Origin of the sequence: Vibrio sp. B181a, from assembly GCF_030248375.1 — a bacterium.
GTDB lineage: Bacteria > Pseudomonadota > Gammaproteobacteria > Enterobacterales > Vibrionaceae > Vibrio > Vibrio campbellii.
In genome coordinates this window covers 115,733-138,651 of the sequence record NZ_JAHGAD010000015.1, presented here as the reverse complement: position 1 = coordinate 138,651, position 22,919 = coordinate 115,733, and the positions used below count along the sequence as shown (strand labels likewise).

Here is a 22,919-nt window from a genome sequence, read left to right as displayed (position 1 = left end):
ATTACTCATTAACAATGGTTAATTTTCACTGGTCTTCGCGACAAATCTGGCGATAATGTGCCCTCTTTTTCATCCCACCTGAGGATATTTCCCTGTGAGCAAACAAACTTTTGACCAAGTAGGGCTTAATCCAGCGCTACTAGAGACGCTTGAATCATTGAACTACACCCATATGACGCCAATTCAAGCGTTGAGCTTACCTGCGATTTTGAATCAGCGTGATGTGATTGGTCAGGGTAAAACCGGCTCAGGTAAAACGGCGGCGTTTGGTCTGGGCGTATTGTCCAACCTAAACGTGAAGCGCTTCCGTGTACAATCTTTGGTGTTGTGCCCAACGCGTGAACTGGCTGATCAGGTGGCGAAAGAGATCCGTACGTTAGGTCGTGGTATTCACAACATTAAAGTACTGACATTGTGTGGCGGCATGCCAATGGGACCGCAAATCGGTTCACTAGAGCATGGTGCTCATATTCTGGTGGGTACGCCAGGTCGTATTCTTGATCACCTAGAGAAAGGTCGTATTAACCTAGAAGAGCTAAACACGCTGGTTCTAGATGAAGCAGACCGTATGCTGGAAATGGGCTTCCAAGACGCACTCGATGCGATCATTGATGCTGCGCCTAAACAACGTCAAACACTGCTATTCAGTGCGACTTTCCCTGAGAAGATCGAACAGATTGCTCAACGTATTATGCAATCGCCAGAGATGATCAAAGTAGAATCGACACACGATACGTCGAGCATCGCGCAGTACTTTTACAACGTTGAAGGCTCAGAAGCACGCGATGAAGCTTTGGCGAACCTACTACTGACGCACCAGCCAGAGTCAGCGGTGGTGTTCTGTAATACCAAGAAAGAAGTACAGAATGTAGCAGATGAACTGCATCACAAAGGCTTCAGTGTGGTGGATCTTCATGGCGATCTAGAACAACGTGAACGCGACCAAGCTCTGGTACAGTTTGCTAACAAGAGTGTATCTATCCTTGTTGCAACAGACGTGGCGGCGCGTGGTTTAGACGTCGACAACCTTGATGCAGTATTTAACTTCGAACTGTCTCGTGACCCTGAAGTACACGTTCACCGTATTGGTCGTACTGGTCGTGCGGGCAGCAAAGGTCTGGCGTTCAGCTTCTTTGGTGAGAAAGATGGTCTACGTGTAGCTCGTATTGAAGAGTACCTAGATATGGATGTGGTACCAGCAACACTGCCAGCGAAATCAACTCAGCAGCCATACCAAGCGAAGATGGTGACGATTAATATCGATGGCGGTAAGAAACAGAAAGTACGTGCGGGTGACATCCTTGGCTGTTTGACTGGTAAAAATGGTATCACGGGTGCACAAGTGGGTAAGATCCAGCTAATGGCAATGCGTTCTTATGTTGCGGTAGAGAAATCTGTGGCGAAGAAAGCACTGCAAACCATCAGTAACGGTAAGATGAAAGGTCGTCAATTCCGTGCTCGTATTCTGAAGTAAGCAGGACCTCATTTAATGCAGAGGCGCTCGATATGAGCGCCTTTGTTTTTTCTGCCTACCTGATCTTATTCATTGCCTTTCTTTAAGCGCGACTTAATGCGGCTAAGACTGATCGCGGTAATACCCAAGTAAGCGGCAATCTGGCTATCGGTGATGCGTTGTTCTAAGTCTGGATAATGCTGACAAAACAGTTGGTAGCGCTCTTCTGGTGAGTAGAGCAACATAAAGCGTTCTTTGTTTTCTTTATGCATCAATTGTGCTTCGAGCAGCTTTAAGTAGATAGGATGCTTTTCTGAACGCCACTGATGTAGTACTTCAACCGGTAAGCAAAACAGATGACAAGGTGTCAGTGTTTCCAATAAATATGGCGAAGGCTGATTCTTGATAAGCCCTTCAAAGCCAATCACCCAATCTTTTTCCCAGTAGAACTCTTTACTGAATTCCTTCCCTTTGTCGGTAAGATAACTGGCGTGGCACAAGCCCTCTAATACAAAGTAGATATGAGAGCTGAACTCACCTTGGTGATTGAGAATATGGCGCGTTGGCAGTTCTAGCTGCTGCCCATGTTCAATAAGCTGATTCGCTTCATCTTCAAGGAAGCCATGATTGATTAAGTCAGAAAAAAGATCGCTGTGCATGTGATAACTCAGAAACGGTTTTCGTCATTCTAACGGTTTTTACTGACAACAAAAAAGCGGCTCATGAGAGCCGCTTGAAATTATTGCTAAACTTGCCTTATTTATTCAGGTCGATTTGGTAAATCGCGAAACCAACTTCGTCAGTGGCGACACGTTTCATCGGGTATTGTCCTTTCTCTTTGATGAACTGCGCAGCTTTATCACTTGGTGAGGTTTCAAAACGAACATCAAGTTTGTTATCCGATTTGATTGGTGCGAAAGACCAGTTGTTATCCGCGCTTGGTGTCACTTCGCCTTGCTCTTTACTGATGCGAGAGATGTAAGCGGCAACTACTGAGCGGTTCTCATCTGGAGCATCAAACGCGATGAAGTCCGGACCAGTGCCTGGGAAGGTTGCGCTGTAAGCACGGTAGTTGTTGGTTGCGATGATGAAGTCTTGTTTTGGATCAACTGGCTTACCGTTGTAAGTCAGGTTAACGATACGCTGTGAATCTGGGTTGATCACTTTACAATCCGCATCGTACTTCGGTGGTTGAGTCACATCGATTTGGTAGTTCACACCATCAATCACGTCGAAGTTGTAAGTACGGAAGCTATCCCAGTTGATCAAAGACTGAGGTTTGGTGCTGTTAACATCAATATGATTGAACTGACCTGCACTACACTCTAGCCATTCATGAACTTCTTTGCCTTTAACCTTCATCGCTACAAGCGTATTCGGGTAGAGGTAAAGGTCTGCGGCATTACGGAAAGTCAGCTGACCTGACTCGACTTCGGTGAAACCATTTGGATCGTCTTTACGTCCGCCCACTTTAAATGGTGCAGCTGCGCTTAATACTGGAATGCCTTCAAGGTCTGGGTCGCCTTGGATAAAGCGTTCCACGTAATCTTTCTGCGCTAGGTTTACGATTTGAATCGTTGGATCATCTTGTACAAGCGCTAGGAAGCTGTACATCACATCATTTGCTTGACCAATTGGCTGGTTGACGAATTCACGTGTGCCTTTATGGTCATCAACAAGTGCATCCACGATGCCTTTATCGGCTTCTGCTAAAGATTTCTTGTTAGCTTTATCGAAGATAGGGCGCGCTTCAGATTGACCTTCAACCACTTGCCACTTGCCATCTTTTTCTTTCAGCATCAAGTCCATTACGCCAACGTGGCTACCCCAGCGACCTGGCATTACTGCGGTTACGCCATTAATTGTGCCTTTTGCGTTGTCGACACCTTGCAGCTTGGCAAAGTCTTTACCCGGGAATACCGCGTGAGAGTGACCAAATGCAATCGCATCAATGCCTTCAACTTCTGTGAGGTAGTAAACCGAGTTTTCAGCGCCTAGCTTGTATGGGTCAGTCGAAATGCCTGAATGTGGAATCGCCACAATCACGTCTGCGCCTTCTTTCTTCATCTGAGGAACCAGCTTTTTCGCTGTCTCAGTGATGTCTTCAGCGAAGACTTTACCTTCTAGATTCTTCTTATCCCACACCATGATTTGCGGTGGTACGAAGCCGATGTAACCCACTTTAATTTCGTGGCTTTGACCATCAGTGTCTTTGAACGTGTGCGTTTTAATTAGATAAGGTTTGAAGTAGTGCTCGCCTGTCTTCTTGTCGAAAACGTTAGCACTAACATAAGGGAAGTTCGCACCGTCGATAGAGTGTTTCAGGAACTCAAGGCCGTAGTTGAATTCGTGGTTACCAATATTACCCACATCGTAATCCAACTGGTTCATCGCTTTGTATACCGGGTGGATTTCGCCAGCGTTAATCCCTTTCGCTGCCATGTAATCGCCCATCGGGCTGCCTTGAATCAAGTCGCCGTTGTCGACCAAAACACTGTTCACTGCTTCTTCACGAGCTTGCTTAACCAGTGTCGCCGCACGGCTAAGACCGATTTGCTGAGAAGGCTGATCTTTGTAGTAGTCGTAATCCATCACATTGGTGTGAATGTCGGTGGTTTCGATAATACGTAGCTTGATGGTGTCCGCCATCGCTGGGCCAGCAAGCGTCAACATACCACTTAAAACTGCGACGGATACGGGATTAACTGCCATTTTCATGAGGTGCTCCAATTAAATGGGATAGAGGGGTCGTACAGCGTAATGTAACAAATATTAGTGCAAGCTCAGGCCAAGATGCAGAAAACTGTGAACATTAGGCAATTAAATGCGGAGGAAAGTGTCAAAGTGATGCCTTTTTCACCATTTTGAATGAGACCTAACAAAAGCTTCTTAGCAGTTTTTTGAATAAAAAATGAAATTTTAGAATTTCCGGTAATATAAACCCACCGCCATAATGCCATCCATAACGATATCAATGGATGATGAGCAAGCACATGGCAGTTAACGATTCAGTAACGAATTTCCCAATCAACAAGCCTCGGCTGGTTTCGGATAACCAAGCTGCCGATCTTCCGCGTTTCAGCAAGCAGTCCCTTCAACCGGGTGAAGTTGCCCTTGTTGGTGCTGGTCCGGGTGACCCTGAACTATTAACTCTGAAAGCACTCAACTGCCTACAACAAGCTGACGTCGTGCTTTACGACTACCTAGTGTCTGACGAGATCATGGCGTTGATTCCAAGCGAAACCATTTTGGTGTGCGTGGGTAAACGTGCCGGGCACCACAGTGTGCCACAAGAGAAGACAAATCAACTGTTGGTGGACTTTGCTAAGCAAGGTTACAAAGTGGTGCGCATTAAAGGTGGCGATCCATTTGTGTTTGGCCGCGGTGGTGAAGAGCTGGAAGTTTTGGCTGATGCTGGTGTGCGTTTTCAAGTGGTTCCGGGCATTACTGCTGCTGCGGGGGCGACCGCTTATGCAGGTATCCCGCTGACGCATCGTGATTACGCCCAGTCAGCACTGTTTGTTACGGGTCATCTGAAAGAAGAAAGTGACGACATGGACTGGTCGACGCTCGCGCGTGGGAATCAGACTTTAGTGATCTACATGGGACTGATGAAATCACACTATATTCAGAATCAGCTCATCAAACATGGTAGGGCAGCCTCAACCCCTATCGCCATCATAGAGCGCGGTACGCAAATCCAGCAAAAAGTTTTCACCGGAGAACTTTCTCAACTATCTGAATTATCTAAAGAAGCTCAAGCTCCGTCTTTGATTGTTGTCGGCGAAGTTGTGCGTCTGTCTCAAAAGTTGGACTGGTTTTTGTCTAGTACTGAATTCAACAAAAGTGCTATTGCCAGCTCCATATAATTTCAGACCAAAGATTAGGGACTAATGAGCCTTCAAGCTTAAAAAGGAAAGACAAAACATGGACCAACAACGTTTAACTCACCTTAAACAACTCGAAGCGGAGAGTATTCATATCATCCGCGAAGTTGCGGCTGAGTTCGATAACCCAGTCATGATGTATTCGATTGGTAAAGATTCATCAGTCATGTTGCATCTTGCGCGCAAAGCCTTCTACCCAGGCAAAATTCCATTCCCACTACTGCACGTAGACACGGATTGGAAATTCCGCGAGATGATCGAGTTTCGTGATCGTACCGCTGAGAAATACGGCTTTGAGCTTTTGGTTCATAAGAACCCAGAAGGTCTAGCAATGGGTTGTAGCCCATTTGTGCACGGCTCTTCAAAGCATACCGACATCATGAAGACTCAAGGTTTGAAGCAGGCTCTGAACAAGTACGGTTTTGATGCAGCATTCGGTGGTGCACGTCGTGATGAAGAGAAGTCACGTGCAAAAGAGCGCGTTTACTCATTCCGCGATAAGAACCATACCTGGGATCCGAAAAACCAACGTCCAGAGCTTTGGAAAACATACAACGGTCAAGTAAACAAAGGGGAGAGCATTCGTGTATTCCCACTTTCAAACTGGACTGAGCTGGATATCTGGCAATACATCTACCTAGAAAACATCGAGATCGTGCCTCTGTACCTTGCAGACAAGCGACCGGTTGTTGAGCGTGATGGCATGCTGATCATGGTAGACGATGACCGCATGGAGCTAGAACCAGGTGAAGTGATTGAAGAGAAGAGTGTACGTTTCCGTACTTTGGGTTGTTACCCGCTGACTGGCGCGATTGAGTCTGAAGCAAACACGCTAACAGGCATCATCGAAGAAATGCTGGTGGCAACCTCAAGTGAGCGCCAAGGTCGTGCGATCGACCACGATCAGTCAGGATCGATGGAACTTAAGAAACGTCAAGGTTACTTCTAAAGGATCTAAGGAAAGATAATGAACAGTGCAGTTGAAGCTCAATTAGCCGAGCTTGGTATTGAAGGCTATTTAAAACAACACCAGTACAAGTCGTTACTTAGATTCCTGACTTGTGGTTCGGTAGATGACGGTAAAAGTACCCTAATCGGTCGCTTACTCCACGACTCAAAACAAATTTATGAAGATCAGCTAGCAGCAGTTCACTCGGATAGCCAACGCGTAGGCACCACGGGTGAAAAGCCAGATTTGGCATTGCTGGTAGATGGTCTACAAGCAGAACGCGAGCAGGGCATCACCATTGATGTGGCTTACCGCTACTTCTCGACGCAGAAACGTAAGTTCATCATTGCTGATACGCCAGGACATGAGCAGTACACGCGTAACATGGCAACAGGTGCATCGACCTGTGATTTAGCTGTGATTTTGGTTGATGCACGTAAAGGTGTGTTGGACCAAACGCGTCGCCACTCATTCATTTCTAACCTACTGGGTTTGAAACACTTCGTCGTTGCTATCAACAAAATGGACTTGGTGGATTACTCACAAGAACGTTTTGAAGAGATCCGCGATGAGTACCTGCAGTTCTCAGAAAACCTAGCGGGTGAGACGGATATCCAAATCATTCCGTTGTCAGCGCTAGAAGGCGACAACGTAGTAGAGAAAGGACAGAACCTAAGCTGGTTTGAAGGTCCATCTTTGCTTGAGCTACTTGAGACTGTGGATGTTGACCATGAGAAAGGCGAAGGTGATTTCCGTTTCCCTGTTCAGTATGTAAACCGTCCTAACCTCGACTTCCGTGGCTTTGCTGGCACGATTTCATCGGGCTCGGTGAAAGTGGGCGATGCGATTAAGGCGCTGCCATCAGGCAAAACCTCAACCGTTGCACGCATTGTGACTTTTGATGGTGATGTACAGGAAGCACAAGCCGGTCTGGCTGTGACGTTGACGCTGAATGACGAAATCGACATCAGTCGTGGTGATTTGCTGGTGCTAGAAAACGCACAAGTAGAGTCAACTAACCACTTGTTGGCGGACGTAGTGTGGATGACAGAGCAACCGTTGCAACCGGGTCGTGATTACGACATTAAGATTGCTGGTAAGAAGACGGTTGGTCACGTTGAAGCGATTCGTCACCAGTACGACATCAACAATCTTTCGACTCACGGTGCAGCTGAATTGCCACTCAACGGCATTGGTTTGTGTGAGTGGTCGCTGAACGAATCTGTCGCCTTGGATAACTACCAAGATTGTGCCGATACCGGCGGCTTCATCATCATCGATCGTCTAACCAATGTAACGGTTGGTGCAGGTATGGTGAAAGAAAGCTTAGCGGCTGTTGAGCGTGGTCTTGCGGATGTTTCAGCGTTCGAACTTGAACTTAATGCTTTGGTTCGTAAGCACTTCCCGCATTGGGAAGCTAAAGACCTGAGCCAGTTATTGAAGAAGTAATTGGTTCACCTAGCCTGATGGGGTTGCGAAACCCGTCAGGCTGATTTCCCCCGAATCCAGGATGCTCCGGAAGCCCAAGAAACCGAGCATTCTGGCGTTCTTTTTCGCTTGCTTTGCTTTTTTGTCTGGTTACTCGTTTGTCACTCCGTGCAGCTAAGTTTGCACGAGTCGTTGTTGTGCCCGTATCGGGTTTATTGGTAAGGATTGGCTATGTGGGAACAAGGATTTGTATTAGCGATTTTGCTTGGCATTATCACTTGTTTACTCGTAACCAAAATTAAACCAAGTTACGTATTTGCTGGAGCCGCTTTTATCGCCTTTATGGCGGGGATGATTGAGCTCAATACCATTGCGGCAAACTTTACTAATTCTTCACTTCTGACCCTAGTGCTGCTGATCCTCGCATCGAGCGCATTAGAAAAAACCTTATTGATCAGCTGGGTCAGTCGCAGTATTTCTGAAGGCCATCTCGGCAGTGTGATTGCCAAGTTGGGCTTTTCTACCGCTTTACTTTCCTCTTTCACTAACAACACGGCGGTTGTGGTGTCGTTAATTGGTGCGATTAAACGCAACCAACAACATGCGCCTTCTAAGCTTCTTATTCCGCTTTCTTATGCGGCGATTTTTGGCGGTACGTTGACGTTGATTGGTACCTCGACCAACTTAATTATCAACAGTTTTGTTGAAGATGCCGGGCTGCCAAGCTTGAGCTTCTTTACTCCAACCATGATTGGCTTAGCGGTACTGGTAGGCGGTGTGCTTATTCTTATTCCGCTGAGTTATCTGTTGCCCAATTACGATGACCAAAGCCAAGAAGATTTACCTTACTTTCTAGAATCTCGTGTTGAACCGGGTTCGCCGCTAGTTGGGCGCACCATTACCGAAAATAACCTGCGTGCCCTGAGAAAATTGTTCCTTGCTGAAGTGATTCGCGATGGTGTGACGGTTCCGTCTGTTGGTCCTGATTTTGTCCTCAACGCTAAAGATCGGCTGCTGTTTTGTGGCGATGTTGAGAGTGTCGCAACATTGCAAGAAATTCCAGGTTTAACGCTGTTTGGCCATCAGCACCTTAACGGACAGAACTTTATTGAAGTGGTAGTCAGTTCATCGGCGACTTTCTGTCATAAAACACTGAAAGAGAGCCGCTTCCGTGACCGTTTTGATGCGGTGGTTGTGGCGATTCGTCGTGGCCATGAACGTCTTGAAGGTGGCTTAGGTAACATCACTTTAGCTGCGGGCGATACGTTAGTTTTGGTGCCCGGTAAGCGCTTTGAGACGGAACGTCGCGCGCATCGTAAAGAGTTTGTATTGGTGAACGATTTAGATTCGAGTGCACGTTTGGATGCGAATAAATCGGCCTTGGTGTTGTTTGGCTTTGCTGCAGTGATTGGCTGTGCGTTGTTGGAACTCGTACCTATTATCAAAGGTCTGGCGGCTTATTTGATAGCACTGCTGGCCTTTGGCGTGATTCAACTTTCCGAACTTCGTCGTCGTTTCCCAATCGATATTGTGGTGATTGTAGGCTCAGCGCTATCTATTGCACAGCTGATGATTACATCCGGTTTATCAGTGCGAATGGGCGATATGTTTATTGAAGCCTTTAATGGCTGGGGTGTGTTTGGCGCGTTAGTCGCTACTTACATTATGACTTTAGTGCTAACTGAGCTTGTGACCAACAATGCAGCGGCGGCGCTGTCTTTCCCTATTGGCTACAGCATGGCGGTAGGTTATGGCGTTGATCCAATGCCTTTCATTATGGCGGTGCTGTTTGGCGCCAGTGCCAGTTTTATTTCTCCTTACGGATACCAAACCAACTTATTGGTATACAGCGTAGGGAATTACAAATTGACCGATTATGTGCGAATTGGCGTGCCGATTTCCATCGTGTATTCAGTGTTAGTACTGACGCTGATTCCGGTCTTCTTTCCGTTTTAATCTGTAAATTTACAAGGATACGTTATGACTGCCGAAACTCCGGTAAAAGATGAAAACATCGTTTGGCATCAGCACTCGGTTGATAAACAGTTTCGTGCTGGATTAAAAAAACAGAAGCCTGCGGTACTTTGGTTTACTGGGCTGTCTGGCGCGGGCAAATCAACGGTGGCTGGTGCATTGGAAAATCGCTTAGCCGAACTGGGTTACCACACTTATTTGCTTGACGGCGACAATGTACGTCATGGCTTGTGCAGCGACTTAGGCTTTTCTGAGCAAGACCGTCGCGAGAACATTCGTCGCATTGGTGAACTGGCGAAACTGATGGCAGACGCGGGTTTGATCGTTCTGTCGGCATTTATTTCTCCTCACCGCGCAGAGCGTCAATTGGTGCGTGATCTGTTGCCAGAGGGCGAGTTTATTGAAGTGTTCGTCAATGCTTCTTTAGAAGTGTGTGAAGGTCGCGATCCGAAAGGCTTGTACAAAAAAGCACGCGCAGGAGAAATCCCGAATTTCACCGGTATTGACTCTGAATACCAAGCTCCAGCAAGCCCAGAAATTGATTTGCCAGCCGGCGAAAAGAGTGTCGAAGAGCTGGTAGAGTTATGTTTAATCGACCTTAGACAACGCGGTGTGATCCGATAAAAAAGCATTTGGATCATAGGTGGCCAAAAAGTCACTGAGCAGTTAAAAGAGCTTTTGAATCATAGGTGACCAAAAGCTCTTTTTTATGTACTAAACGGTGTGGTTTACTGTGGTTTTGGCTTCGCTATGAACGCTAAACCTTTGATTTAGAAGCGCTAGTATCTGGTCATAGTATTGATTATTAGGCTTGTTACCAAGCAGCTTACACAACTCATTACCTGTCGGAGTAAAGCGGTAGTACAACAGGCGCACGCCTTTGGTATTTACCTGCAGTGATAAGTTTTTACCTTGATAGGTGAGCATCAAAGGCGTTTCAATGCCAATCTCTCCTGACTCTAGTTCAGTGCTGTGCAGCAGTCCCAGTTCAATCAACACTAACAAGCTCGAATAAGGCAGTTGGAAGCTGCCCATATTAAGGTTGCTGGTGGTGTCGCGTTTGCCAAAGCTGAACATCCCGCCATGCGCTTTGTAGCCAATCAGCAGTTTGCGACTGCTATCTCCACCAAAACTGCACGCTAGCGTCGCGGCACGTTGCAGAGTTTGGGCTTCTCTCGGCGACATGTCTTTCAACACTTTAAGTGCTTTCATCGAAGTTGAGCCGGGGTTGGTCACTTCGCGCTTCATGACTTGCGCCCAGAGCTTTTGCATTGAGCTGTTGTGGATGTCTTGCGCCATATCGAAAAAACGATACAACCAGTCTTGGTCTGGCTCACCAGCGGTCTCATCTCGACATGAGCTGTGCGCCAGTTTGAGGATTTGCTCTAAGTTCTTTTGTCTCTGTTCTTGGCGGCGTTGTTCACGTAACTGAGCGCGTTCAAGCGCAGTTTTAGCTGGAGGATCGTTTTGCAACAAAGCATCTAATCCGTAGATTTGAGCAATGCTTTGAACACGGCTCGCACTGTCTTTGATGTAGCCAGACTTCTTTTCGTGGTGAGTGTGTTTTTGTTGTGTGGGTTCGTGTTCAATAACAACATGTTGCTTTGTTGGTTCTGCCATTTTATTTCCTACCAAGGCTGGCGATTAGCACTTGCTTAAATTTACACCTTTCCTGTTTTCTCGACCAGAGAGGCATGTCCGGATTTTGACAGAATAGGGCTATTCAAGATGATAATGAGTTGTTAAAATTGTTATCATTATTTTGGAGGGCTGATGAGATATTCAGACGTAAGCAAACTGAGAAAACACCTGTCGATAGCGCTACTTTTGGTTTTGTATGTCGGTATACTCGCGTATTTGTCTCGCTATATCGTATAACTAAATATATATCTGGCAGGCATAAAAAAGGCGCCGAAGCGACGCCTAGTGTATCTATTCTACTAATCAACTGAGTTATTGATTATCATCCAAGTTATTAGCTATCAAACAAGCTACATATCATCGTAGGCTTCAATTGATGAGCCTTCAATCACGTAGGCTGTTTCTGCCAACTCATGTTCGATCGTTTCAGTTTTCAGAGTTCCCACCACATAAATGACATCCCATAGCTCCTGTACTGGTGCACCTTTCGGGAATTTGACATAAATGATCTGGTTTGGTGGTGGTGGTGGAACGTGGATACAAGCGCCAAAGTATGGCACCAGTAAGAATTCCGTCACCGTATTCGCATCACCTTCTAATGGGATCACGAAGCCAGGGATTTTCACTTTGCTGCCGTTAAGCTCAGGACGAACATTACCAATCTTAGATTGAAGTGCCGCACCACCGTTGTGGTCTGTAGCTGGCATGCCGACACTGTCGAACATCTTGCGCTCATTCTCTGGCACAAGATCAATCCAATCGAGTTTCAGCGGTTCGTCACTGGCCATTACTGGTGCAGTGAAGGAAATCAGTAGCAAACAGCTAGCGAGTATTTTTTTCCACATTTTTACTAAATCCTAATTGTCATTCCATCACTGAGCGATTGTCGGTAAGCACGGAATGCTGGGATGAAGCCAATCACAATACCTGCACACTGTACAAAGCCAAGCAACATCCATTCATACGGCGACAGTGCCGTTAAGGTTAGGTGTATACCATAACTTTGTTGGATTATTGGTTGCAAGAGGGCAAGAATGGAATACAAGCCCGCAACGCCGGTAATGATGCCAGCAAACGTGAGTAAACTCGCTTCACTGATCAGTAGCGAGAAGACGTGTCTAGGTCTTGCCCCCATTGCGCGCAGGATTGCCATTTCACGGCGGCGTTCTTGTAAGCTGGTCAGCAAGCTACTCAACATACCCAATAAACCTGCCACGACTACAAAGCCTGAGACTGCCATCAGCGCTTGTTCTGCAACCGACATCATTCCCCATAATTCATGCAGAGCGACGCCCGGCATGATGGCACTAAGTGGCTCTTTCGGATAGGTGTTGATTTGTCTTTGCAGAGCAAAAGTCTGGATGCGTGATTTCAACCCGACCAGCATCGCAGTGATCTGCTTTGGTTGAAAATCTCTGGCTTTGAGGTCTGCGGCACTCGGTGTCGGGCCCAAGCGAGCGCCACTTTCCCAACCGACGTGAATTGCTTCAATCGCTTCTAGGGAAACGTGGACGGTTTTATCCACTGGCGTGCCTGTCGGAGCCAGAATACCGACGACTTTAAATGGCAAGTTATCGTGACGACTAAAGCCAACATCACTGATGCCATGGGCAATGATGATCTCGCTACCAATTTTATAGCCGAGTTGTTTCGCAACATCAGAGCCAAGTACGGTTTCAAATAAGCCATTGAATTCTCGACCTTCTGAGAAGGTGAGTGGTTGCTTACTTCCGTACTTATAATGTTCGAAATAGCTGTGGTTGGTGCCCATCACTCGAAAGCCTTTGTGTGAATCACCCAACGAGATTGGGATTGCCCAATCGACGGCTCGGTGGTTCGCAAACTCTTGGTAGCTCTTCCAGTCAATATTGTTGGTGGCATTGCCGATTCTGAATACTGAGTACAGCAGCAGGTTCACTTGTCCTGAGCGACCTCCGACAATTAGGTCAGTTCCAGAAATAGTATTAGCGAAGCTATCTTTGGCTTGGGTTCGAATGCGCTCTACGCCTAATAGTAGAACAACAGAAATGGCGACCGTCATTATGGTGAGAATAGCGGTCGCTTTGCGGTTCATCAGGCTTTTCCAAGCGAGCTTTACAACAGCACTCATGATGCGGCTCCTGGGTTATGCGCTTGATTGATTTCAGGCAGATTAAGTGTTCGGTCAAATAAGGATTCTAGCGTCGGGTCATGACTGACGAAGACCAACGTCGCGTTGGCAATGTTGGCTTGCTCCATCAAGAGTTCAATGAATGCTTTGCGGTTGTCATGATCGAGTGCCGATGTGGGCTCATCGGCAATCACCAGTTCAGGCTGACCAATCAAAGCACGCGCTGCTGCGACACGTTGTTGCTGACCAATACTGAGCTCTGATACCGGTTTGTCATGCAGGGCTTTAGGTAAACGCAAACGCTCCAGTAGCGTCGTCGCTTGTTCTTCCAGTGATGCCGTTGAAGCATTTGGAGTAACGCGGTCGCGGCGAATTTTACTGAATTGGCATGGAATAAGAACGTTCTCTATCACATTGAGATAAGGCAACAAATTGAATTGTTGGAAGATATAGCCAATGTGATCGGCGCGAAACTTGTCTCTTTGACTCGCTCTCAAACTCGCGATATCGGTGTCTAATACAGACAGTGAACCGGATGTGAGCGTATTGATGCCTGTTAACAGGGCAAGCAGAGTCGATTTACCGCAGCCGCTTGGGCCTTTGATAAAGACATGCTCGCCTTGAGCAATGTGTAACTGGGGGATGTTAATGGTCGCGTTTTCAGAGCCGGGCCAGACAAACTGGGCATTAGAGAGCTCAACAACGTTTGACGTGGTTTCAGTCATAATAAATTACCAAAGCAATGGCGCGTAAGTAAGTACTTACACGCCATGTGATTTATTTAATTGCGATCTTTGCGTTGTCTTTGCTTAGGCTAGTCGCAGACTGAGTGGTGTCAGTGAATAGGTTTGCACTGATTGATTCTGTTGCAGGGAATTGCTTGAACCAAGTGGTATTGATGCTGTTTAGATCGGCAACAGAGTCACAGTGGTAGCGGTATTCTGCTGTGAATTCACCGTGGCCGCCGTGTTCATGATCGTGACCCTCATGCTCGTCGTGATGTTCATGACCTTCGTGATCGTGGTGGTCATCATCATGTGCATGTTCGTCGTGATCATGGTCTTTGTGCTTGTCATGATCATGTTTGTCATGAACGTGACCTTCGTGGTCATGCTTATCGTGATCGTGGCCCTCATGGTCGTGGTGTTCATGACCTTCATGAGAATCTTGGCCTAGGGTGTGGGATACGTGAACATCTTCAATCACACATTTCGCTTGTTTGTTGATAGCAAACAACTGGTCGGTGTTTTTTAGAGCAGCAACAGCATCGCCAAGTGCCTTCTCTTGTTCTGCGTTTTCAGGAGCGTGCTCAAAGCCAACAACGTCTGCGCCTGGAGAAGTGATTTCAATCAGTAGGTCTTTACCATCTTGAGCAATATTGAATTCTACGTGACCGTGCACGTGTGCTTCGTGTTGACGATATTCTTCTGCGTTTGCAGTTGCTGCTAGAGATAGGCCGATAACAAGAGCTAGAGCGTGTTTAGAGGGCATTTTCTTTTCCTAATTTGCTTAAATGTTTTATTGAGATTACTAATTTAAATCATGTAGTTAGCAACTCGTTTAATTTCTAGTATGGAGGCTTCTTAAGTTTAAGCAAAAATAGGCGGCGCGCGCGCTGTGTAGCGCACATCACTGACATTTAAACGTTTTTTGATCACGTCTGAGTATGTCGAGCGTTGATAAGTTGGTGCGAGAAGTTCTGGTTGAGCCTTTACCAGGCCATGATGCGAGCCAGCAAACATTTGGCAATGATGGTGGCTGTGGTGCTCCGGGACTAGGTCAAGTTGATGAGCGATGGTGGCAAAATTCCAAGCGATCAGTAACGCAACACTGAGTAAGACCACAGTGCGACGCCAATGATGTGAGATTGCTTGCCAGCGATAGTGCATCTTAAAGCCCGAAACGATACCTAGTGTTATAATATAACATCCATTTGGCAGAAAAGTTCATTCTTTTATGAAATGGAGGTGGATTATCTGTGATGAAATAATAACTTAGAAGCAAGTTTTCGGGAATTTGCTCCTCACCTAAAGACGGTAAGGAGCAATTAAGATTAGATATTTTGCTTGATTAGACCAAGAACTTGGTTGATTTCATCCGTGCTGAGAGCTCCTTCTTTGATGAAGAGAATTTTACCTTGCTTGTCTTGCACAATGATGGCTGAGCTTTCTTCTTGTAGAGCCCAGCTATTTGCCACTACACCATTTTCATCTAAGACCATTGATGACCAAGGAAATTCCTGTTTGCTGTCTTGCGCCGATGATTTGACAAATGAACCAGTTCCCCAAACTGCATCATCTTGGTTAATGATGGTTGTGGTTTGGTAAGCGTCTTCCGGGAATTTCGCTTCAGTGAGCGCTGTCATTAGTGGTGCGTTCATTGCTTTTGAGCTGCTGCGCCCTGCGATTGCATGAATGACACGGACTTTACCGAGCATTTGTTGCGTAGCCCAAGGTTGATAAGCCACGCCTTCACCTTGCAATACGATTTCACCGTAGGCGTCTACTTTCGCCGCTGGCACGCTTTCACCAACTGATAAGTTGTGAGCCAGTGCTAGACCCGGAGCAAGAGCAAGGAAAAAAGGGAGGAGAGTCTTAGTTTTCATATTGTTATGTTCCATATGGGGGTGTGAGACTTCCCAAGTATATACTTACAGTGAATAAAAATGTAGAACCGTTTATAACAATTCTTTAACGTATGATGTTTTAATTTTGTTGCTTTGAGAAAGGAATTTGATAGAATGAACCCTGTCGCAAATTGCGCATAAAGGTTGCCATGGAAAGAGCAATCGGTGTTTTCTCAAAAGGATATTGAGGTGGTTATGCTACGTGAGTTTGCTGTTTACCGTCCACGTCAGGTGGCGCGTTTCGTTAAGACTTTATTCAAAGGTCAGTTTTCAATTGCAGGTGTTGGTCAGTTCCGTTTTGATAACGGAAAGGTGCTGTTGCCTGATATCAAAAACCCCCAACAACTCTCTGTATTTAGAGAAGTAAATCAAGCAATTTTATCTCTCCCAGTGTAATGACAAGAATTGTAAAAGAGCGACTTTCGTCGCTCTTTTTAGTTTAGGCTTAACCTTGAAGGCTTGGTGGGAAGCAAACCCCAGTGCCACCTAAACCACAGTAGCCGTTCGGGTTTTTCGCTAGGTATTGCTGATGGTAAGTTTCAGCGAAGTAATACGGACCAGCAGGTTCAATTTCTGTCGTGATGGCTGAGCGTTGATCTTCTTGCAGAGCTTGCTGATACAGGGCCTTTGAACGTTCAGCTGCGTCTTGCTGTTCTTGTGAATAGGTGTAAATCGCAGAACGGTATTGAGTTCCTAAGTCGTTACCTTGGCGCATCCCTTGAGTTGGATCGTGCTTTTCCCAAAATGCGGCAAGTAAATGCTCAAGAGAAATCACGCGCTCATCAAAGACCACTCGGACCACTTCGGTATGGCCTGTCTTGCCTGTGCACACTTCTTCGTATGTTGGGTTTGGTGTGTAACCCCCTGCGTAACCGACGGATGTGGATACCACGCCCTCAATTTGCCAGAACAATCGTTCTGCTCCCCAGAAGCAACCCATTCCCAATAAAATCTGTTGTTGGTGAGCTTGCGGCGGTGCCGTTAAACTCGACTGATTTACAAAATGCGTGTCATCGATTTGCATTGATGCCTCTCTACCTGGTAGCGCATCTTCTATACTGATCATTGTCTGTTTGTTGAGCATGGTATTTGTCCTTCAATACGAGTCTTAATTTTGCGAATGATTATATTCAGTCTGAATATGATGTTGTGATGACATAGACCGTGGTAAACCTATTAATATTACAGACTTAGCCTTCAATTGGCGTTATTATTGTTTACGTTTATTTAACCTCATCCAGCTAAAAAGCATGATAAGAAAAGCTACCCCGATCATTGTCAGTCTACTTGCCTTTTCTCATAGCGCTTACGCCGATGTTTCCTTAAAGATAAAGGGCATTGATGGCGCGCTAGAAGATAATGTGAACGCTTACTTGTCTTCCATTCCAGAAGACGATTACTCGACGTCGTTGCGCTTTCAAGCGCGATTGGAACAAAGTATCACTGAAGCGCTCAATGCGCTTGGCTATTATCATGCGAAAATTTCATACACTATTACGAAAGATAATGATGAATTGATCGTCAACGTCAAACCGGGCGAACCTGTCAGAATCAAAGAAATGGACGTGGTGATTTCAGGTGAGGCAGGGGAAGATGAAGAATTCACGAACCTGATCAAAAAATCACGTTTGAAAGAAGGTCGAATCCTAAACCAAGGGGAATACGACGCTCTAAAATCGGGTATTCGTAACTTAGCGTTGCAACGTGGCTACTTTAACGGTGACTTTAAATTGAGCCGTTTAGAGGTGGTACCCGAACTTAATGAAGCTAATGTTCGTCTGCACTATGACAGTGGTATCCGTTATCACTTTGGTACGGTTGAAATTTTAGGTAGTCAGATCTGGGAAGATCGCGTTGATTCTTTGCGCCCATTTAAAACCGGTGAGCCTTACTTGGTCTCTGAAGTGGGTGAATATAACCAGAACCTTTCGAATACGGATTGGTTCTCATCGGTGTTTGTTGAGCCTGATCTCACCAAGTTAGATGATGGTCGAGACCTGCCAATCAAAGTCTCACTTGCTCCTGCTGCGAAAAACCAAATTGAAACGGGTATTGGTTACTCTACCGATACTGGTGTGCGCGGTACGCTGAAATGGAAAAAACCATGGGTGAGTGCGCGAGGCCACAGCTTTGATACCGCGCTTTCTCTGTCTAAACCTGAGCAGACCATCACGGCTGGCTACAAGATCCCACTTGATGATGTATTGCACGAATACTACCAACTTCAGTTTGGTTTGAAGCATCTCGATAACCGCGATACGGAGAGTTTGGAATCGAATCTTGCGGTAGAACGCCACTGGATCACCGATGGTGGTTGGCACAAAACGTTGTATGTTCGTCACTTGTACGAAAACTTCTCGCAAGGTTTGCAAGAAGATGGTGTGCAGTTTGTTTTACCTGGTGCCTCGTTCTCTCGCACACGAACTCGTGGCGGTAATATGCCAATGTGGGGCGACAAACAGAGTGTAACGGTTGAATACGGTGACCCAGCGTTGTTGTCTGAAACTCGCGTACTTCGTTTGTTAGGTCGCACATCTTGGATTCGTGGTATCGGACAAAACCACCGTGGTTTATTCCGCCTTGAAGGCGGCGCCAACATCACTGATGAATTTGAAAAACTCTCGCCATCGCTGCGTTTCTTCGCTGGTGGTGACAACAATATTCGTGGTTACGGCTACGAATCGATCTCGCCAACAGACTCGAGTGGCGCATTGACCGGTGCGAAATACATGGTAACCAGTACGTTAGAGTACCAATATCGTGTGCATGGCAACTGGTGGGGTGCGGTATTCTACGACATTGGTGACGCATTTAATAAAACCCCTGAATGGAAATCGGGTGCGGGTGTCGGTATCCGCTGGGCATCACCGGTCGGTCCGGTGAGCTTTGACTTTGCTTGGGGCCTAGACGCCGAGCCAGATCCAGAATTCCGTATCCACTTCTCTTTGGGGCCAGAGCTATGATGAAAACAACACTGAAGTGGACGAAATGGTTCTCAATCGGTCTACTGACTCTTATTGTGTTGCTGGCGATTTTAGTCGGCACCATTCTATTTACCCACCCAGGTCTAAAGTTGGCACTTTGGGGGGCAGAAAAAGCGTTACCGCAACTTAAAGTCGAGCAAATTCAAGGCTCACTATTCCCACGCTTTGCGCTGCATAACGTCAGCTTTGTGGATGAGTCTCTCCATGTTGATGCTAAGGTGGAAAGCTTAACGTTAGCGATGAACTTCCGTTGTTTCTTTGACCCTAAAGTGTGTGTGGATGAGCTCGCGCTACAGGGTGTTAACTTCCAAATGCCAGAGTTGCCACCGGCAAGTGATGAGCCGGAAGAAGAAACACCACCGCTGCGCTCCATCAGCACACCAGTGCCAATCTTCGTCAATAAAGTCAGCTTTAACGACATTAACCTGAACATCTTAGGTAACAAGGTTGATTGGCAAGAATTCTCTACCGCATTGTCGATGCAAGGTGACCGCTTGGTGATTGCCCCAACGGCATTGAAAGCTATCAATGTGGCACTTGCACCAAGTGACGAAGCCACAGAAGAGAAGCCATCACAAGCAGCAGATTCGGAACCAAAGGCCAAGAGCGAGCAAGCTAAAACGACACCAAAGGCAACAGAAAGCCAGCCTAAAGAGGTGAAAACTCCAGCTGCAGAGAATGCTAATCCTACAGCTGAAACGAAGTCAGAAGGGATTGTGCTACCTGAGGTATGGATTCCACTGACCGTTGAAGCGAAACGTCTCGATATTCATGACTTTAAATTAGCGGGTGACACTCCTGTGATTGTTCACCACTTAGGGCTAGAGGCAACGGCGGGCGGTGATAAAGTCGATGTCAAAACGCTACAGCTTGATATGCCAGAAGTCGAAGGTCAGCTGAGTACGCAAGTGACATTATCGGCCGATTACCCGATTCAAGCGCAGATTGATGCTCTGGTTAAACAAGCAGACGTAAAAGGGCAGAAACTATCGCTTTCTGCGTCTGGCTCGGTTGGCGATTTATCATTGCAGGCGACGCTGTCTGATTTGGTGAAAGCGACGATTGAAGGTCAAATTCAACCGCTTAAACCTGAGTTGCCATTTGATATCAAGCTGAAAGATGTTGCTGCGCAATGGCCATTGAGTGGTAAGAGCGATTACCAAGTTTCTGTTCCTAGCCTAGTCGCCAAAGGCTCACTAGAGGGCTACACCGTTGCGTTAGATACCAAGGCATCAGGTAAAGATATTCCTGCTGTGGATGTGGCGTTAAACGGTAAAGGCACCCTAGAACAGATTGATTTAGAAAGCATTGTTGTCAAAACGCTAGGCGGTGAGTTAGCGGGTAAGGTGATGGCCAACTGGGCTGCGCCAATCAACTGGCAAGCCGATCTAAACCTGAAGAACATTCAGCCAGGTTTACAATGGCCAGAAGCTGAAGGTGACATCAGCGGTAGTCTATCGACTTCAGGCTCACTAACCGATCAAGGTGGCTGGCAAGTAAGTCTGCCTAAACTGGACATCGACGGTATTCTGCGTGGCTACCCGCTGAATATTGAAGGTCAGCTAAAGGCATCTGACAAGACGGGTAAAGGCGAGGATATTCAGCTCAATACTCAAGGTTTAGCCTTGTCGCATGGTCCTAACTCATTGCGAGCGAAAGGTAAGATCGACAAGCAAATCTTAATGGATGTTGAGGTTAATTTCCCTGATTTCGCGAAAAGTGTGCCGGATCTTGGCGGTAATATGAATGGTAATATCGCACTTCGCGGCAGCCTGAAACAACCAGACATCAACTTAGATCTCGCGCTTAACCAAGTGAATTGGCAACAACAAGCGAAGGTCGAGACGATTACCCTAAAGGGCGACGTAACGCCTCTGCCTGCGCCAAAAGCCGATGTCAGCTTAATTGCGAAAAACATCACTTACGATGACATCAAAATCGATAGTGCGGATCTTGAAGTGACAGGCGATGAGAAGCTGCACCAACTCACGTTGGATGTGGTTTCAGACGTTGTTTCAAGTAGTTTAGAGATCGAAGGTACATTCAAGCAAAAGCCAGAAATGATCTGGGATGGTGCATTGCGTCGCTTAACGCTAAGTACCCCTCAAGGCCCTTGGGCGCTACAAAAATCAACGGCAGTTAAGGTTAACATTGATAAGCAGATTGCGAATGTACAGGCACATTGTTGGTTGCAAGCAAACTCAAAAGTGTGTCTAACGGAAGACATTAGTGTTGGTAAGAGCGGTGAAGCAAAGTTAGCCATCACTAACTTTGACTTTGACCAAATTAAACAGTTCTTGCCAGCAGAGACCAAGCTTCAAGGCTCGGTGAACGCGAATGCTGACGCAAAATGGGCACCAGACATGAAACCGGAAGTGACGGTAAATGTGGAGATGCCAAAAGGTCAGGTAGAGCAAGCGCTAGAGCAGCCAATTAAGGTCGGCTGGGACAGTGTCAGTTTAAAAGCTAAGTTAGCCCAAGATAAATTGAATGCTGAGTGGTTATTTGATGTTACAGACAACGGCGATTTATCCGGTAAGGTGTCGTTAAATGATGTCTCGTCAGAGAGCCCAACTATTGACGGTAAAGTGTCGCTTTCGACGTTCCATTTAGACTTCTTAGCGCCACTTATCGGTGAGTACAGCCTATTCAAAGCGAACATGAATACGGATCTGGCTCTGTCTGGTGATGTGATGCATCCGAAAGTGGATGGTCAGTTCTTGATTGACCAGATGAAGTTGCAAGGTGATGTGACGCCAATTGATATCAACTCGGGCAAAGTCGCGATTAACTTCAAAGGGCATCAAGCAGATTTAGATGCGGGCATTATTACACCCGATGGCAAGCTGGAAATTAACGGTGATGCGGATTGGCGTGATCTGGAAAACTGGCACACCAAAGCTCGTGTATTTGCTAAAGAGCTGAAAGTCGATATGCCACCAATGGTGCGAATCAAAGTCGAGCCAGACATGACGATTGATGTGACGCCTCAACTGGCCAAGGTTGAAGGCAACATCAATCTTCCATGGGGTCGTATCTTAGTGGATGAGTTGCCACCAAGTGCGGTTGGCGTGTCGAGCGATACGGTTATCTTGAATAAAGATATGCAGCCTGTCGATGGCGAACAAGCGCTGCCGTTTAACGTAGAAACTGACATCAACATCAAGATTGGCGATGACTTCCAATTGTCTGCATTCGGTCTAAAAGGTGACTTGCAAGGTAACTTGAATGTGACACAAAAAGACAAAGGTCCATTCATTGTTGGTGAAGTGAATATCGTCGACGGTTCTTACCGCTCATTCGGCCAAGACTTGGTGATCGAAGAAGGTAAGATCATGATGAATGGCCCTGCGGATCAGCCTTACGTATCAATCAAAGCGATTCGTAACCCAGACAACACGCAAGACGATGTGACAGCCGGTGTTCGAGTAACTGGCCCAGCAAGTGACCCGACCGTAGAAATTTTCTCGGATCCGGCGATGCCACAAGCGAACGCACTGTCTTACCTATTGCGCGGTCAAGATATCGATGCGGAGTCGGGCGGTAACGCCATGACTACAACGTTGATCGGCCTAAGCTTGGCGAAGAGCGGCAAGGTAGTTGGTGAAATCGGTGAAGCTTTTGGTGTACAAGACTTGCAATTGGATACGGCTGGTTCGGGAGATGACTCTCAGGTGACAGTAAGTGGTTATATCTTGCCAGGTCTGCAAGTGAAGTACGGCGTAGGTATCTTTACCTCGTTGGGTGAGTTCACTGTTCGTTACCGTTTGATGAAAGATTTGTACCTAGAGGCGGTATCGGGCGTCGATAGTGCGGTTGATCTGCTCTACCAGTTTGAATTCAACTAAGCTTAGCTTTTAAAACATA

19 protein-coding genes are annotated in these 22,919 nt (G+C 46.6%); 9 read left to right on the top strand and 10 right to left on the bottom strand.

Features of this window, described 5'->3' with window-relative positions:
• Window positions 1-94: 94 nt before the first annotated feature.
• Window positions 95-1,474: an ATP-dependent RNA helicase DbpA gene (gene dbpA, locus KIO97_RS07750; protein WP_005430562.1), complete on the top strand. Its 1,380-nt coding sequence runs from the start codon at window positions 95-97 to the stop codon at window positions 1,472-1,474.
• Window positions 1,475-1,539: 65 nt separating this feature from the next.
• Here dbpA and KIO97_RS07745 read toward each other — a convergent pair whose 3' ends face one another.
• Window positions 1,540-2,112 carry a Crp/Fnr family transcriptional regulator gene (locus KIO97_RS07745; RefSeq protein ID WP_010646401.1) on the bottom strand — a complete coding sequence of 191 codons (573 nt, stop codon included), beginning with the start codon at window positions 2,110-2,112 and terminating at the stop codon, window positions 1,540-1,542.
• Between the two features lie 97 nt (window positions 2,113-2,209).
• Window positions 2,210-4,171, bottom strand: a complete 1,962-nt coding sequence (cpdB, locus tag KIO97_RS07740; protein ID WP_285381775.1) for a 2',3'-cyclic-nucleotide 2'-phosphodiesterase — start codon at window positions 4,169-4,171, stop codon at window positions 2,210-2,212.
• A 275-nt stretch (window positions 4,172-4,446) separates the two neighbouring features.
• Between cpdB and cobA the strand changes: the two genes are divergently transcribed.
• The 5 genes from cobA (at window position 4,447) to cysC (ending at window position 10,315) form a co-directional block, all read left to right on the top strand.
• On the top strand, window positions 4,447-5,322 hold the full coding sequence (gene cobA, locus KIO97_RS07735) for a uroporphyrinogen-III C-methyltransferase (protein WP_009707825.1): 876 nt from the start codon (window positions 4,447-4,449) through the stop codon (window positions 5,320-5,322).
• 58 nt (window positions 5,323-5,380) lie between these two features.
• Window positions 5,381-6,289 carry a sulfate adenylyltransferase subunit CysD gene (cysD, locus tag KIO97_RS07730; RefSeq protein WP_005450539.1) on the top strand — a complete coding sequence of 303 codons (909 nt, stop codon included), beginning with the start codon at window positions 5,381-5,383 and terminating at the stop codon, window positions 6,287-6,289.
• An 18-nt stretch (window positions 6,290-6,307) separates the two neighbouring features.
• On the top strand, window positions 6,308-7,738 hold the full coding sequence (gene cysN, locus KIO97_RS07725; RefSeq protein WP_005528550.1) for a sulfate adenylyltransferase subunit CysN: 1,431 nt from the start codon (window positions 6,308-6,310) through the stop codon (window positions 7,736-7,738).
• A 210-nt stretch (window positions 7,739-7,948) separates the two neighbouring features.
• Window positions 7,949-9,673 carry an SLC13 family permease gene (locus KIO97_RS07720; RefSeq protein WP_005528556.1) on the top strand — a complete coding sequence of 575 codons (1,725 nt, stop codon included), beginning with the start codon at window positions 7,949-7,951 and terminating at the stop codon, window positions 9,671-9,673.
• A 24-nt stretch (window positions 9,674-9,697) separates the two neighbouring features.
• Window positions 9,698-10,315 carry an adenylyl-sulfate kinase gene (gene cysC, locus KIO97_RS07715; RefSeq protein WP_005430514.1) on the top strand — a complete coding sequence of 206 codons (618 nt, stop codon included), beginning with the start codon at window positions 9,698-9,700 and terminating at the stop codon, window positions 10,313-10,315.
• A gap of 90 nt (window positions 10,316-10,405) precedes the next feature.
• Here the strand turns inward: cysC and KIO97_RS07710 are convergent, their stop codons facing one another.
• From KIO97_RS07710 to KIO97_RS07680, 7 genes are all read right to left on the bottom strand, one after another.
• Window positions 10,406-11,311 (bottom strand): TIGR03899 family protein, encoded by a 906-nt coding sequence (locus KIO97_RS07710; RefSeq protein ID WP_285381772.1) that lies wholly within the window; start codon window positions 11,309-11,311, stop codon window positions 10,406-10,408.
• A gap of 371 nt (window positions 11,312-11,682) precedes the next feature.
• Window positions 11,683-12,177 (bottom strand): DUF3299 domain-containing protein, encoded by a 495-nt coding sequence (locus tag KIO97_RS07705; protein WP_005430529.1) that lies wholly within the window; start codon window positions 12,175-12,177, stop codon window positions 11,683-11,685.
• Window positions 12,178-12,182: 5 nt separating this feature from the next.
• Window positions 12,183-13,442: an ABC transporter permease gene (locus KIO97_RS07700; protein WP_045370138.1), complete on the bottom strand. Its 1,260-nt coding sequence runs from the start codon at window positions 13,440-13,442 to the stop codon at window positions 12,183-12,185.
• A complete protein-coding gene (locus tag KIO97_RS07695) occupies window positions 13,439-14,167 on the bottom strand; it encodes an ABC transporter ATP-binding protein (RefSeq protein ID WP_285381768.1) in 729 nt (242 codons plus the stop codon). Before KIO97_RS07695 ends, KIO97_RS07700 begins: the two co-directional genes overlap by 4 nt.
• Before the next feature lie 52 nt (window positions 14,168-14,219).
• Window positions 14,220-14,933: a DUF2796 domain-containing protein gene (locus KIO97_RS07690; protein WP_285381766.1), complete on the bottom strand. Its 714-nt coding sequence runs from the start codon at window positions 14,931-14,933 to the stop codon at window positions 14,220-14,222.
• Between the two features lie 98 nt (window positions 14,934-15,031).
• On the bottom strand, window positions 15,032-15,331 hold the full coding sequence (locus KIO97_RS07685) for a DUF2607 family protein (protein ID WP_134977312.1): 300 nt from the start codon (window positions 15,329-15,331) through the stop codon (window positions 15,032-15,034).
• 164 nt (window positions 15,332-15,495) lie between these two features.
• Window positions 15,496-16,047 carry a YtfJ family protein gene (locus KIO97_RS07680; protein ID WP_005430577.1) on the bottom strand — a complete coding sequence of 184 codons (552 nt, stop codon included), beginning with the start codon at window positions 16,045-16,047 and terminating at the stop codon, window positions 15,496-15,498.
• 216 nt (window positions 16,048-16,263) lie between these two features.
• Between KIO97_RS07680 and KIO97_RS07675 the strand changes: the two genes are divergently transcribed.
• Complete coding sequence (locus KIO97_RS07675; RefSeq protein WP_005528565.1) at window positions 16,264-16,464, top strand: DUF1107 domain-containing protein; 201 nt, start codon at window positions 16,264-16,266, stop codon at window positions 16,462-16,464.
• A 49-nt stretch (window positions 16,465-16,513) separates the two neighbouring features.
• On the opposite strand, the gene msrA is transcribed toward KIO97_RS07675, so the two are convergent.
• On the bottom strand, window positions 16,514-17,152 hold the full coding sequence (msrA, locus tag KIO97_RS07670; RefSeq protein ID WP_285381764.1) for a peptide-methionine (S)-S-oxide reductase MsrA: 639 nt from the start codon (window positions 17,150-17,152) through the stop codon (window positions 16,514-16,516).
• A gap of 166 nt (window positions 17,153-17,318) precedes the next feature.
• Here msrA and KIO97_RS07665 point away from each other — a divergent pair, with 166 nt between their 5' ends.
• Entirely contained in the window at window positions 17,319-19,031 is a 1,713-nt protein-coding gene (locus KIO97_RS07665) for an autotransporter assembly complex family protein (protein WP_050905718.1), read from the top strand.
• The gene (locus KIO97_RS07660) at window positions 19,028-22,900 is read left to right on the top strand and encodes a translocation/assembly module TamB domain-containing protein (RefSeq protein WP_285381761.1); all 3,873 of its coding nucleotides are present in this window, start codon (window positions 19,028-19,030) and stop codon (window positions 22,898-22,900) included. The genes KIO97_RS07665 and KIO97_RS07660 overlap by 4 nt, the downstream gene beginning before the upstream one ends.
• Window positions 22,901-22,919: the final 19 nt, after the last annotated feature.